General features: G+C 42.8%; 16 protein-coding genes. 14 read left to right on the top strand and 2 right to left on the bottom strand.

The window, feature by feature from the left end:
* Nucleotides 1-87: 87 nt before the first annotated feature.
* The 6 genes from U9M73_RS13030 (at nucleotide 88) to U9M73_RS13005 (ending at nucleotide 6,242) form a co-directional block, all read left to right on the top strand.
* Nucleotides 88-759: a succinate dehydrogenase cytochrome b558 subunit gene (locus U9M73_RS13030; protein ID WP_323077599.1), complete on the top strand. Its 672-nt coding sequence runs from the start codon at nucleotides 88-90 to the stop codon at nucleotides 757-759.
* 126 nt (nucleotides 760-885) lie between these two features.
* Nucleotides 886-2,631, top strand: a complete 1,746-nt coding sequence (gene sdhA, locus U9M73_RS13025) for a succinate dehydrogenase flavoprotein subunit (RefSeq protein ID WP_009224828.1) — start codon at nucleotides 886-888, stop codon at nucleotides 2,629-2,631.
* A gap of 12 nt (nucleotides 2,632-2,643) precedes the next feature.
* On the top strand, nucleotides 2,644-3,429 hold the full coding sequence (sdhB, locus tag U9M73_RS13020; protein WP_323077597.1) for a succinate dehydrogenase iron-sulfur subunit: 786 nt from the start codon (nucleotides 2,644-2,646) through the stop codon (nucleotides 3,427-3,429).
* 120 nt (nucleotides 3,430-3,549) lie between these two features.
* Nucleotides 3,550-4,692, top strand: a complete 1,143-nt coding sequence (locus U9M73_RS13015) for a tyrosine-type recombinase/integrase (RefSeq protein ID WP_323077594.1) — start codon at nucleotides 3,550-3,552, stop codon at nucleotides 4,690-4,692.
* A gap of 162 nt (nucleotides 4,693-4,854) precedes the next feature.
* The gene (locus U9M73_RS13010; protein ID WP_323079130.1) at nucleotides 4,855-5,562 is read left to right on the top strand and encodes a class I SAM-dependent methyltransferase; all 708 of its coding nucleotides are present in this window, start codon (nucleotides 4,855-4,857) and stop codon (nucleotides 5,560-5,562) included.
* A gap of 227 nt (nucleotides 5,563-5,789) precedes the next feature.
* Nucleotides 5,790-6,242 carry an NUDIX hydrolase gene (locus U9M73_RS13005; RefSeq protein ID WP_094093757.1) on the top strand — a complete coding sequence of 151 codons (453 nt, stop codon included), beginning with the start codon at nucleotides 5,790-5,792 and terminating at the stop codon, nucleotides 6,240-6,242.
* 230 nt (nucleotides 6,243-6,472) lie between these two features.
* On the opposite strand, the gene U9M73_RS13000 is transcribed toward U9M73_RS13005, so the two are convergent.
* Complete coding sequence (locus tag U9M73_RS13000; protein WP_036714644.1) at nucleotides 6,473-6,691, bottom strand: helix-turn-helix domain-containing protein; 219 nt, start codon at nucleotides 6,689-6,691, stop codon at nucleotides 6,473-6,475.
* A gap of 107 nt (nucleotides 6,692-6,798) precedes the next feature.
* On the opposite strand from U9M73_RS13000, the gene U9M73_RS12995 reads away from it, so the two are divergent.
* On the top strand, nucleotides 6,799-7,077 hold the full coding sequence (locus U9M73_RS12995; protein ID WP_036714646.1) for a DUF6809 family protein: 279 nt from the start codon (nucleotides 6,799-6,801) through the stop codon (nucleotides 7,075-7,077).
* Nucleotides 7,078-7,308: 231 nt separating this feature from the next.
* A complete protein-coding gene (locus U9M73_RS12990; protein WP_323077590.1) occupies nucleotides 7,309-7,887 on the top strand; it encodes a DJ-1/PfpI family protein in 579 nt (192 codons plus the stop codon).
* Between the two features lie 220 nt (nucleotides 7,888-8,107).
* Here the strand turns inward: U9M73_RS12990 and U9M73_RS12985 are convergent, their stop codons facing one another.
* Nucleotides 8,108-9,007: a hypothetical protein gene (locus U9M73_RS12985; protein WP_009225035.1), complete on the bottom strand. Its 900-nt coding sequence runs from the start codon at nucleotides 9,005-9,007 to the stop codon at nucleotides 8,108-8,110.
* A gap of 318 nt (nucleotides 9,008-9,325) precedes the next feature.
* On the opposite strand from U9M73_RS12985, the gene U9M73_RS12980 reads away from it, so the two are divergent.
* The 6 genes from U9M73_RS12980 to U9M73_RS12955 all read left to right on the top strand — a co-directional run bounded on the left by U9M73_RS12980 (nucleotide 9,326) and on the right by U9M73_RS12955 (nucleotide 13,460).
* Complete coding sequence (locus U9M73_RS12980; protein ID WP_036645127.1) at nucleotides 9,326-9,613, top strand: nucleotidyltransferase family protein; 288 nt, start codon at nucleotides 9,326-9,328, stop codon at nucleotides 9,611-9,613.
* Entirely contained in the window at nucleotides 9,610-9,957 is a 348-nt protein-coding gene (locus U9M73_RS12975; RefSeq protein ID WP_009225037.1) for a HepT-like ribonuclease domain-containing protein, read from the top strand. The genes U9M73_RS12980 and U9M73_RS12975 overlap by 4 nt, the downstream gene beginning before the upstream one ends.
* A 186-nt stretch (nucleotides 9,958-10,143) precedes the next feature.
* Nucleotides 10,144-10,671: a histidine phosphatase family protein gene (locus U9M73_RS12970; protein ID WP_009225038.1), complete on the top strand. Its 528-nt coding sequence runs from the start codon at nucleotides 10,144-10,146 to the stop codon at nucleotides 10,669-10,671.
* 235 nt (nucleotides 10,672-10,906) lie between these two features.
* A complete protein-coding gene (locus U9M73_RS12965; RefSeq protein ID WP_323077586.1) occupies nucleotides 10,907-11,827 on the top strand; it encodes a hypothetical protein in 921 nt (306 codons plus the stop codon).
* A 251-nt stretch (nucleotides 11,828-12,078) separates the two neighbouring features.
* Nucleotides 12,079-12,363 carry a hypothetical protein gene (locus U9M73_RS12960; RefSeq protein WP_323077585.1) on the top strand — a complete coding sequence of 95 codons (285 nt, stop codon included), beginning with the start codon at nucleotides 12,079-12,081 and terminating at the stop codon, nucleotides 12,361-12,363.
* A gap of 269 nt (nucleotides 12,364-12,632) precedes the next feature.
* A complete protein-coding gene (locus tag U9M73_RS12955; RefSeq protein WP_036645180.1) occupies nucleotides 12,633-13,460 on the top strand; it encodes an abortive infection family protein in 828 nt (275 codons plus the stop codon).
* The last annotated feature ends 134 nt before the right edge of the window (nucleotides 13,461-13,594 follow it).

Raw genomic sequence — 13,594 nt, 5'->3', positions numbered from 1 at the left:
AACCTCCGCGCCCCCGTAAGGTCGAATCTTGAGTGAAATTGCGCAAGTTGAAACGGATGATGGAATGAGAAAGGGGTATACGCATTTATGAAAGGGTTTTATTCCAGAAAACTGCACTCGCTGCTGGGCGTCATTCCGCTGGGATTTTTCCTGCTGGAGCACATGATCACCAACTTTTCGGCGGTGGAAGGCGGGAGCGAAGGCTTTAGGGAAGCTGTCGCGTTCCTGAACAGCCTGCCGCTCGTCTTGGTTTTGGAGATTTTTGGGATCTGGCTGCCGCTCTTGTATCACGGGGTTTACGGGCTTTATATTGCGTTTCAGGCGAAGCCGAACAATCGGCGGTTCCCAACTGAACGTAACCTGCGTTATTTGCTGCAGCGGATCACTGGCGTCATCGCGTTTGTGTTTGTGATCTGGCACGTGGTGGAGACCCGTGTACAGGTGGCACTGGGCAATGTGGAGCATGAGGAATTGGGCGGCTTAATGCATGACATCGTCAGCAACCCGATTTTCTTCGTGTTGTATCTGATTGGGGTCGTGTCGGCGGCCTTCCACTTTACGAATGGATTGTGGTCGTTCCTCGTCAGCTGGGGCGTGACAGTCGGCCCGCGGTCGCAACGTGTGTCCTCCTATATTTGCATGGGCTTGTTCGCGATCGTTGCTATCATGTTCGTGTGGTCGCTGATCGCATTCCGCGGCTCGGAATTCCAAGCCGAAGGCACTGCCTTGCTGGAGACGGCAAAGGCTTGGATGGCTTAGGCTTTGTTCGTAGATGACTCGTTTGAAGTAACGCTCACAAAACTAAGCGAATGCTTCCGGTGCAAGTTTTGTACGAAGCATTTCCGTTGAAGTATCGCTCACAAAACTTTTAGGAGTTGAAAGCAAATGGCTAAACAAAGCTTAATCGTCGTTGGCGGCGGCTTGGCCGGCTTGATGGCTACGATCAAATCAGCCGAAGCAGGCGTGCCGGTACAGCTGTTTTCCCTTGTGCCGGTAAAACGTTCCCACTCGGTGTGCGCGCAAGGCGGCATTAACGGGGCCGTGAATACGAAAGGCGAAGGCGACTCGCCTTGGGAGCATTTTGACGATACCGTATACGGCGGGGATTTCCTGGCCAACCAACCGCCGGTGAAGGCGATGTGCGAAGCTGCACCTGGCATCATTCACTTGATGGACCGGATGGGCGTCATGTTCAACCGCACGCCGGAGGGGCTGCTTGATTTCCGCCGGTTCGGCGGGACGAAGCATCACCGCACGGCGTTTGCCGGAGCAACGACCGGACAACAGCTGCTGTACGCGCTGGATGAGCAGGTACGCCGTCATGAAGCGGCCGGCCTGGTCACGAAATATGAAAACTGGGAGTTCCTGTCTGTTGTTTTGGACGATGAAGGCGTCTGCCGCGGCATTACCGCACAAAACCTTCGCTCGATGGAAATCACCACGTTCCCTTCCGATGCGGTCATTTTGGCGACAGGTGGCCCAGGGATTATCTTTGGTAAAACGACGAACTCGGTCATCAACACGGGGACCGCGGCCAGTGCCGTGTATCAGCAAGGCGTCACGTACGCTAACGGTGAGTTCATTCAAATTCACCCAACGGCGATTCCGGGCGATGACAAGCTGCGTCTGATGTCGGAATCTGCACGCGGCGAAGGCGGACGGATCTGGACGTATAAGGACGGCAAACCGTGGTACTTCCTGGAGGAGAAATACCCGGCCTACGGTAACCTTGTACCGCGGGACATCGCGACACGGGAAATTTTCCATGTGTGCGTGGACCTGAAGCTGGGCATTAACGGCGAGAACATGGTGTATCTCGACCTGTCCCACAAGGATCCGAAAGAGCTGGACGTGAAGCTCGGCGGGATTATCGAGATTTACGAGAAGTTCATGGGCGACGATCCGCGCAAAATTCCGATGAAAATTTTCCCGGCAGTCCATTACTCTATGGGCGGTATGTGGGTCGACTATAACCAAATGACCAACATTCCTGGCCTGTTTGCGGCTGGCGAATGCGAATACCAATATCACGGGGCGAACCGTCTTGGCGCCAACTCGCTGGTGTCGGCGATTTACGGCGGCATGGTGGCCGGACCGAAAGCGGTGGAATATCTTCGTGGCCTGAAGAAATCGGCAGAGGATTTGAGCCCAAGCATTTTCGAAAGTTACCGCAAGGCCCAAGAAGAGAAATACGAAGGGATCCTGGCGATGGATGGCACGGAAAATGCCTATGTCATCCACAAAGAACTGGGCGAATGGATGACCGCGAACATGACCGTCGTTCGTCACAACGATCGCTTGGAAGCAACCATAGGCAAAATCAAAGAACTCAAAGAACGTTACAAAAAGATCAACATCAACGATACGTCCCGCTGGAACAATACGGGAGCGGCGTTCACCCGTCAGCTGTGGAATATGCTGGAGCTGGCCGAAGCCATGACGAAGGGGGCGCTGCTGCGTAACGAAAGCCGGGGCGCGCATTATAAACCGGAGTTCCCGAACCGGAACGACGAGGAATTCTTGAAGACGACAATGGCGAAGTGGACGCCGGACGGCCCGGAAATTTCGTACGAACCGGTCGACGTCTCCTTGATCCCACCGCGGATTCGCGACTACTCGAAGGACAAATAGGAGGGGATACCCATGGCAATGGCGGAAACGGATGTATCGGCCAAACAACAAACGGCCAAAAAAGTTAAATTCATCATTACACGCCAGGATGATCCGAACTCGAAGCCTTATACGGAAGAATTCGAGCTGGATTACCGCCCTGGCATGAACGTGATCAGCGCCTTGATGGAAATCCAGCGGAACCCGGTGAACCAGAAGGGCGAGCGTACCTCGCCGGTTTGCTGGGAGTCCAACTGTCTGGAGGAAGTGTGCGGCGCCTGCTCGATGGTGATCAACGGCAAACCGCGCCAGGCTTGTGCGGCACTTATCGACAATTTGGAACAGCCGATTCGCATTGAACCGATGCGGACGTTCCCGGTCGTACGCGACCTGGTGATCGACCGCAGCCGGATGTTTAATGCGCTCAAGCGGGTGAAAGCATGGATTCCGATCGACGGCACGTACGATCTGGGACCGGGGCCTCGGATGCCGGAGAAGAAACGGCAATGGGCGTATGAATTGTCCAAGTGCATGACCTGCGGCGTCTGCCTGGAGGCTTGTCCAAACGTCAATGAGAAGACGGACTTCATCGGTCCGGCAGCTATTTCCCAAGTGCGCTTGTTCAACGCGCATCCAACAGGCGAGATGAACGCCGAAGAGCGTCTGGAGGCCCTGATGGAACCCGGCGGCATCGAAGGCTGCGGCAACTCGCAAAACTGCGTCCGCGCCTGCCCGAAAGGCATCCCGCTGACCACTTCCATCGCCGAAATGAACAAGGCGACCACGAAGCACATGTTTAAAATGTGGTTTCAGCAGTAATAGAATCTAATGGATTCATACCGATAAAGTAACACCATTCATTCGAAAGAATCGGAGACAGACCCCGGGAGGGGCTGTCTCTTTTTTTCAAGCTAGACAGAATAATGGAGGGGATCAGGGATGTACATTCATATTTATCGGATCGAACATGATCAGGTTTCCGTGAAATTGGAGGATTTCTCGAAAGAGGATGTAGGTAAGCTGCGTGCGGTTGGGGGAGGGAAGTGGGATCCTAATGGGAAGTTCTGGCGTTTTCCTTGCACAGAGGAGAAAATCAGGCAATTCGCAGAGTGCTTTCCGGAAGCGGAGATTCGAATGGACGGGTTAGCCGTGTCGTCAAAGCTATCCAGCGATGAAAAATTCATTCAGGCCCTGGAACAAAAGCTACTCACCTCGCTCAAGCTGAAGGGATATAGCCTCAAAACCAGCAAGGCCTACAGGGGGCATGTCCGGCGATATTTGCAGAACTTGGCTGATCATTTGAAGATGAAAAGCCCAGGAACCCTCAAGGATGAGAAAATTATGTCCGCGATCATCGACTCGTCCCGTACACAACAGTATGCTTTGCAGCTCCTTGAGCAAGGGCACTCTCCTGCTTATGTGAACCAAGCCATCAGTGCTTTGCGTTTCCTGGCCGTCGAGGTATTCAAGCAACCTTCCGAACAGATGAAATATATCCGACCCCAAAAAGAGAAAAAACTGCCCTATGTCCTATCGGAGCAGGAAGTACTCCGCGTTATCCAAGCGCCGACGAATCTGAAGCACCGCACGATGTTGTATCTGGCTTACGCCTCAGGGCTGCGCGTGAGCGAGGTCGTACGGCTGAAAGTCACGGATATCGACCCAGAACGCGGCATCCTTCGAGTCCGGCAAGGAAAAGGCAAAAAGGACAGGCATACCTTACTATCGCAAACGGCTTGGGACATGATCAAAAAATACGTAGAAGCGGAGCGACTCTCCAACTCGATGTGGTTGTTTCCGGGGCAGCATTCGGGGAGCCACTTGCATGAACGTTCATTGCAAAAGGTATTTCAGGAAGCCCTGCAAACCTCCGTCATCCGGAAACAGGTAGGCATTCACGTCCTTCGGCACTCTTTCGCCACCCATTTGCTTGAGAACGGCACCGACCTCCGCTATATCCAGGAACTGCTGGGCCACGCCAATCCCTCCACCACCGAACGCTACACCCACGTCAGCACCAAGAATCTGAAACGGATTGAGAGTCCGCTTGATCGGATTTTACGTGATCGAAGGGGGGAATAGCAGACTCCGGGAGGAGGATAAATTACAACTTACAGAATTAAGGAATGGAGGTATAATTAAGGTGATGTAATCGATTACGCAAATCCCCAGGTCAAGATGGTATTTGTGACGTGCAGAGATAAGGGAGTTAGATGAAACTTGCAGAAAGCTAGAGGTGAGGGTTTGGACAGAGTAGCGTATATAAGATCAGAAGAGAAGAAATATCATGACTTCTGTTATGATAATTACAATTTGTATGAACCTGGTTCGTGGCTGCATAGACCAGTAAGAACCGTAATCGACCTCCTCGATGAGTATAAAGGTCAAGAATACTTATCTGTATTAGATTTAGGATCTGGAATTGGTAGGAATAGTATCCCCATAGCAGAATCATTAAAGACCAGAATGGGGAAAGTAGTTTGCGTTGATTTATTGGAATCAGCGATAGATAAATTGAAAAGCTATAGTAACAAATTTGGGGTTGAACAATATATTGTTACAAGATTATCAGATATTGAACAGTTCAGAATCGAACAAGACGAGTATGACATGATTATTTCTGTATCTGCCTTGGAACATGTTAGTTCGGAAAGGGCATTGGAAATAAAGCTTAAAGAAATGACTCTTGGAACCAAAACGAATGGATCCAACTGTATAATTATTGGATCGAACATAAAGGAAGTAAACCTTGATAATGGACAAGAATTAGATCCAATGTTTGAAGTGAATATATCTACTGAACGAATGATGGAATTATTGGATCATCAATATTCTGGTTGGGAAATCAAAAAACGATTTGTAAAACAATTAGAATATGAGATTGACAGAAATGGAGAACCCGTAAAACTGACAACGGATTGTATAACCTATGTTGCAAAGAAAATAGTGTAAGTAATTCAAAGAGGCCTGCAAGCATCATCTAACAATGTGTTCACGCATCGGCGGACAAGCCGCCTCGGTCCCGGAAGATAAGTCGGGGAAGTAATTGCCGGGACACATCCATTCACCTAACCGCATCGCGGCCGGTCACTTCGTGACCTTAAGGTGGTGGGGCGTCGTGAATACAAGGAACGTTATATGACATCACAGACAAATGAATATTAGAAAGAGGAATCAAGATGGGATATATTTCAGAACTCCGGAAATTGGTCGGTACTCGACCTTTAATTTTGACTGGTGTGACGGTTATCGTATTGAACGAAGAAAAGAATATACTGCTTCAAAGAAGAACGGATACAGGAGATTGGGGAGTTATTGGAGGAGCCTTAGAAATAGCTGAAACTTTTGAAGAAGCAGGACATAGAGAATTATATGAAGAAGCTGGACTCAATGCAGAAGAACTGAAATTTATAACGGTCTTATCTGGAAGTGATATGTACTATCAATATCCTCATGGCGATGAAGTTTATAATGCAATTATAGTATACGAAGCCCACAAGGTATCTGGGATTCCAACAATCAATGATAATGAAGGACTTGAATTGAAGTATTTTAGTTTAAAAGAGCCAATAAATGAATTGAATTCAATGACCTATAAGATCTTAAAGAAGTCAGGATACATTCATTGGTAGTTAATCGAAGAAGTCTATGACGTCATATAACAATATATTCACGCTGCGGGCCAGTCGGCCCTTGGTTCGCCCGATGAGGATGAAGCTGGAAGTGGATTCAGGCGAACAACCCTGCGAACCTAACCGCGTCGCGGCCGGCAGCTAAAGCTGCCTTAAGGTTCTCGGGTTCGTGAATACGAGAACGTTAACTGAAATCAACGATAGTGAAATAAGAACTCCAAAAATCTTTTTCAATCTTTGGGATAAGCTTGTTTAATGTTAGTTCTATTAAGAAGATAATCGGTGCTGGTTTGGTGGAAGTCGGCAAGTTTAATGAGTATGGCGGTTGGAATATCGACTTCACCGCGTTCATAATTACTGTATATACGTTGACTACAGTTGAGATATGCAGCAATTTGAGATTGAGTTAAATCTTTATCTTCACGCAAGCTTCTAATTCTTGGGTACATATAAACACCTCCAACATAAAAATACTCTAGCGAGTAATTCGCTATTGAGTTTTAGCGATAAAATCGCTAAAGTATTCTTATGAGAAACACAATGGAGGGAATGAAGGATGAGTAGCTTATTAGAGCAATTGTATTTTGGAGAAATTAGACCAGAAGAAAAGATTATACCAAAGAATCCAGAGTACAAGTTGTTGAATGTCGAAATCTCAAACTTCAAGGAGAAGCTAATAACCAGCCTGACGGAGGATGAGATAGAACTTCTTGAAAAAATATATGATCTATTAGGAAAGTCTTCTTCGATATATTCAACTGAAGTATTCATCTATGGTTTCAAAATGGGTGTTCAAATTATAACGGAGGCTTATGCTGATGGGAATAAAGACTAGTAATACATAGAGAGTGAAGCAGTTCGATGAAGTTGTTGACTTCAGTTAACACAGTATTCACGCTGCGGGGCTATCGCCCCTTGGTTGTCGGATGTATAATCATGGAAGAAGCTCAGACAACAAACGACCCAGCCTAAGATAAGAGCTATCTAAGGCTGGGTCGTTTCGTGAATACAAAAACGTTAGATGAAATACCTGTAAAGAGCGATCAAACCTAGGAGGTCAGTTCGTATGAAGATCGGTTTTGTCCTCTTCAATGGAATCACATTTCTTGATTTTATTGGATTTTATGATGTTATCTATCGGTTGAACTTATTTGAAGAAAAAGGGACCACATGGGATATCTGTGGCCTATCTGAAGAAATATCTGATGAGTTAGGATTAACAATTAAAGTAAACAAGATCAAGCCAGATCTCTCACAATATGATCTATTATTTGTTCCTGGAGGGATGGGAACACGTAAACTCAGATTTGACGAGGAATTTATCACATGGTTGGGACAAGCTGATAAGGTAAAGTACATAGTGTCTGTTTGTACAGGCTCGCTTTTACTAGGAGCTGCAGGCTTTTTAAAGTACAAGAAAGCAACAACACATCCCAATGCTTATGAATTACTAGAGCCATATTGTGAAGAAGTGATTAAATCAAGAATAGTTAAGGATGGGAATCTCATAACTGCCGGGGGAGTATCGACATCAATTGATCTTGCTTTATATATTGTTAGCCTATTAGTTAATAAGGATGCTGTAGAAATCATCAAGAAACAAATTGACTATCCATATGAATCACAAGGAATTGTTGAGGTGTAAGTGAATCGAAGAGAACGGGTACTTCATCTAACACCGTATTCACGCATCGCAGCCTGGTGGCTGCTCGGTCCGCCCGAGGAATTTCGAAGAAGTGGATCCAAGCGGACAACCCTGCGAACCTAACCGCGTCGCGGCCGGCTCCTCCGGAGCCTTAAGATTCTCGGGGTCGTGAATACACAGACGTTAGACGAAATACTTGTAAGTGATCAGAACATTAAAATCAGCGCATGATTTTAATTATCTCTAAATGCGCCTTTCTTAAGCCATTAGTATTCTTGTACTTTTCGTTAAGATCTTTCTCTGAGTGGGCTGGTTTTAACAAATTAGTTCTGCGTGCAACATAGCCATTACTAATGTAATAGTTAAAGGTCACTACTGGAGCATTTGCATTTAGGACGGATTCAATAATTTTATACAATTTCTCTGGGTGCCTTGTTATCATCTTGAAAGAGTCCGAAAAGAAAAAGTGCTGTTTCCTGTTTCTAATACTTTCAAGTATTTTGTTTAAGGTATGATTAATAGTGGGGTCAATTCCACTTTGAACTTCTACAAAGATATCCGATGCATTACTTTTGTTGGTAGTATAGTCATTACTTTTCAAAATTTCTTTGGCCCCAAATGTTGTAAAATTAGTACATTTACTAAGTTTTCTCATTACATACCAGGCTAGAGGATACTCAAATTGAATCTTTTCGAAAGGATCCACTAGAGGCTTAGTGATTTGTTGGGATGCTGACAGCAGGTCGTTATTTGAGAAGAAAGTAATAGCATCCGAAGTAATTTTCTTAATTTGGTCATCTGAGATAATAGGATTTGATAAACCAAGACTTTTGGCTGCAGATCTTGTGCTTGAAAGGTCCTCTAGCAAGCTATTTCTAATACAAACTACCACAAGTGCCCTTATATTTATATCACTCACAGGGCTATAGTATGTGGCTTCTTCAATTCCATGTAGGAGTATTGTTGAACGGAATTCTTCATCACTCCAACGATAAATTATTGACGATAACCTTGAGTTGATATCAGCGCAGACTTTCGAGACAACTTCTGTATTTGCACCAAATTCTAAAAGTAAAGGGGTTAAATTATGAGTTAAATAATCGTCCACAAGATTTCTCAAGATATTACCTCCAAGGACATTAAGGATTTAATAATAACTATATCAGTAAACTCAAAGAGGACAAGTACTTCGTCTAACACCGTATTCACGCTGCAGGGCTAATGCCCCTTGGTCTGCCCGCGGCATTTCGAAGAAGGGGATCAGGCAGACAACCACTGCGAGCCTAAGTCTGGCGACCCGTTCCCGTTGTTCACTTAAGGCTCTCGGGTTCGTGAATACAAGAACGTTAAGTGAAATCTCCCTTTAAAGACAATACGAACAAAATAATATCCATTAGGTTATAATGAAAACATAATCTTGAAACAAGGAGGGAATTCAATGAAGCGAGAAGATATTGAAAACAAGTTAAGGATTGAAAAGAGATTTTTGATGGATCGTTTTTATGTTTCGAAGATAGGATTATTTGGTTCTTTTGCTCGAGATGAACAGACGGAAACAAGTGATATCGATTTATTAGTTGAATTTTCTCGTCCAGTAGGATTTGAATTTTTGGATTTGAAGGATTATTTAGAGTCTGTATTTGGCAGAGAAGTCGATCTTGTAACCCCTAATGCCATTAAATCTTATATGAAAGATGAAATTCTTAGCGAGGTACAATATCAGTGAAGCGATCGGTTAATGTACTAATGGACATTCTAGAGTCAATTAATCGGATAGAAACTTATCTCGGTGCCGTTAAATATGATGAGTTTTTAGCTAATCAAATGCTTTTGGATGCAGTAATAAGAAACTTAGAAATTATCGGAGAAGCCGCTAGAAATCTTAGCGATGAAGTTAAGAGGAAGTATCCAGAAGTCCCTTGGAAGAATATGATCGGACTAAGGAATATCTTGATTCACGAATATTTTGGAATTGATGAAAGTATCGTTTGGGAAGTAGCTACAAGAAACCTAAAAGAAGTTAAACCCATTATCGTGAGGGCAATTCAAGAAGAGGGAGACTTCACTTAACACCGTATTCACGCTGCGAGACTTAATTGTCTCTTGGTTGTCAGACGAATAACCGAAGAAGCAAGCTCAGACAACAAACGACCCAGCCTAAGATAAGAGCTATCTAAGGCTGGGTCGTTTCGTGAATACAAAAACGTTATCTGCAATTCCTCGAAAGCAAATTATTAATAGAGAGACGTGGAATGAATGACAACATATTATTTAGTTCGCCATGGCGAACCATTATGGGAAATTAACGAAATATATAAACTTAGAGGACATGGACGGGATTTAGTCCCACTTACAGAAGGCGGTATCAAACAAGTACATAGTGCATCACGAGATCCAAGACTAAAAAAGGGAAATATTATAATAAGTTCTCCATATACAAGAGCAATGCAGACAGCCGCGATCCTGTCCAAAGAACTAAAGCTAGAGCTAAGAGTCGAATTTGATCTAAGGGAATGGCAGCGAGATCTCACCTTTCAATATGATTCATTAGAGCAATTAAGAGAATTAAGTATAGATTATGATAATCATAAAGGAATTTATCCAGCAGGAGAAACGAGGAAATGGGAATCTAAACAAATGATGAAAGATAGAATGGACAAAGTGATTGATAAATACAAAACATATGACTATGTGATTGTAGTAGGACATGGAATGGCATTTAGGACACAGTACGAAATCGAGGAGATTCCACATGCTTCAATCATCGAGATAACAAAGAATTAGTACTTGAAAGTATTTCATTGGAGTCGAGGAACAGCAGATAACACCGTATTCACGCTGCGGGCCTAACGGTCCTTGGTCTGCAAGAGGGTTTTCGAGGAAGTGGAATCAGCAGACAACCCTGCACTGGCAAAGTCCGTCGGACCCGGGGCTAAAGCCTCTTAAGCCAGTGAGGGTTCGTGAATACGAGAACGTTAGCTGACATTGCTGCGAAAACACAAAAGAGCGAGATGATAAAATGTGGCTCTCACAATTAAATCAAGTATTTAGCAATAGGGAACTAGCTATTGGATTTTGGATATTGATTTTTATTTTGTATGCACTCTCTTTACATAATGTAAGAGCACAAATTCCAGGTATGCTAAAAATTATGTTTAGTAGAAAGTTAGTATATTGGTATATCACTATGTGTATTTATTACTTGTTAATGATCTATATTTTAATAAAGATTGGATTCTGGGAATATAGACAGTTGAAAGACACACTTGTATGGTTTTTCGTTACCGGTGTAATTTCTGCGTCATCTGCAATCGGAAAGGCAAAAGATATTAGCTACTTTTATAATATGATTAAAGAAAATGTCAAAATAGTCGCTATCGTAGAGTTCATTACTAACCTTTATAGTTTCAGAGTAATATGGGAGATTGTAATTGTGTTTCTTATTATCGTTTCTTCTATATTTGTAGGATTTATAGAACATTCGGCAGATTACCAAAATAGAAATGCAATCATAAAGAACTTCTTCAACGCTATATTATTTATAATAGGGTTCATTGTAATAATTCACTCAATAAGATCAATTATATTAGGCTTAGATCAAATTAACGTAAGTGAATTAATTAAGGACTTTCTTTTACCGCTACTCCTTTCATTGATGTTTGTAATCTACATATATTTTTTTGTACTCTATGCTGCGTATGAGATATTGTTTATAAGACTTAGCTTTAAGAAAACCATAGATGATAATTTAAGAGGTAAATTAAAACTAAGGATTCTTTTCTTCTGTAACATCAATATTAAGAAAGTTAGTAACTTTGTTCAGAATAGTCAAGTATTAACTAGCTATGTAACAAGAAAATCGGATATAAAAAAATTATTTGATAATTATAGAAGAAATACCTCGCGGGAAATTTCAAGAGAAGGCAGCAACATCAGCTAACAATGCATTCACGCATCGGGTCGGCTTCGCCGTCCCACGGTCGCCCGAGGCATTTCGAAGAGGCTATCACAGGCGACACACCCGCACCACCTAACCGCATCGCGGCCGGTTCCTCTGGAGCCTTAAGGTGGTGGGGCGTCGTTAATGCAAGAACGTTAGACGAAATTATTGCAATACAGTAAAAACCTCACATCAAAGGACTTTAAATTTGTTGATTTAAATCGAAATAATAATTTGATTGGAGGATTACTATGCCGTATTTTGAAAGAGCCAAAAAACCATCAATCTGGCTTATTTTAGTAGGGGTTGTATTCTTTTTCTTAGGTATTATTTTCTTTAGTACAAGCAACTTTAATGAGCTTATAGATTACGATATTAAAGATAAATTGCTTGGAAAACTTATAACAATATTTTCATTTCTAGTTTCTATATTTCTTATTTTATTGGGAATTATATTGAAGATTATTGCTAAGGATGCAAGAGAAGATTTACTTGTTATTGAGAATAGAATTAGAAATGAAATGAAAAATGAGTAATAAGAACATTAATGCAGGCATATCAAGATGGCAATAACTTCGTCTAACACCATGTTCACGCTTCGGGGCATTCGCCCCTCGGTCCGGCAGGAGTAAGATGTGGATTCAGGGATGTAATTGGCAGCTTCTGGGAAGCAGAATCAGCCGGACACATCCGCACCGACTAACCGCATCGCGGCCGCCACTTCGTGGCTTAAGTCGGTGGGACGTCGTGAACACGGAAACGTTAGATGAAATGTCACAATATGTTTTTGAGGGTGTGATCATTGGTGTCAGACTTGACAAACATTGAAAAAATAAAACTCGAGAGAATTTTTAATATGGGGGGTGGATATGTACTGAATTTTTCTAATAATAGTTTTCAGCAATCCGTATTTGATTCTGTGAATATTGATGTTTATGACCCCAAATATTCTATCTTTGGAGACTCAAAAGCAAATAGACTTAGAGCAATATGGAGATTGGAGAACAATTATATTGTTTCTGTCCTTACCATTGATTTGTTGAACTATTGGAAGGAAATGAAAGCAAGGTTTGAGGAAGAAATAAGCGATAAAGAACAAGAGCTGTTTGATGAATGTATCAAGATCGCAGAAAAACTTAAACGTGAAAATATCTCTGAACACTTAGCTGATTTGACTGAACCCCAGATTGATGATATGAACTTTAAACTCCTTGCCAAGAATATAAGAGAGGCAATTGAAAAAAATGAACCAGAAGTAGCGTTAGATAGACTTCATACTTATATGGTCAAATATATAAGAAGTCTGTGTGATCGGCATGGGATATCGTATGACAAGAGTAAACCGCTTCATAGTTTTTATGGAGAGTATATAAAATTCCTCAAAAAGAATGGATATATAGAATCATCAATGACAGAAAGAATACTAAAAAGTTCGATATCGATACTGGAAGCTTTTAATGAAGTAAGAAATGATAGGAGTTTTGCTCATGACAACAGTATTTTGAATTATCAAGAAAGTTTATTAATCTTTAAGAATATTTCAAGCATTGTTTCATTTATAGAATCAATTGAGTCTAGCAAAGTCAAAAATAAAGTTATCTCAGAAGAAGAATGGAATGAAATATTATCGTAGTACTTTCAATGAAGAGTGACACTTCATATAACACCGTATTCACGCTGCGAGACTTAATGGTCTCTTGGTTGTCAGACGAATAACCGAAGAAGCAAGCTCAGACAACAAACGACCCAGCCTAAGATAAGAGCTAT

This window comes from Paenibacillus phoenicis, assembly GCF_034718895.1.
GTDB lineage: Bacteria > Bacillota > Bacilli > Paenibacillales > Paenibacillaceae > Fontibacillus > Fontibacillus phoenicis.
This window is presented reverse-complemented; position numbering and strand designations above follow the sequence as displayed.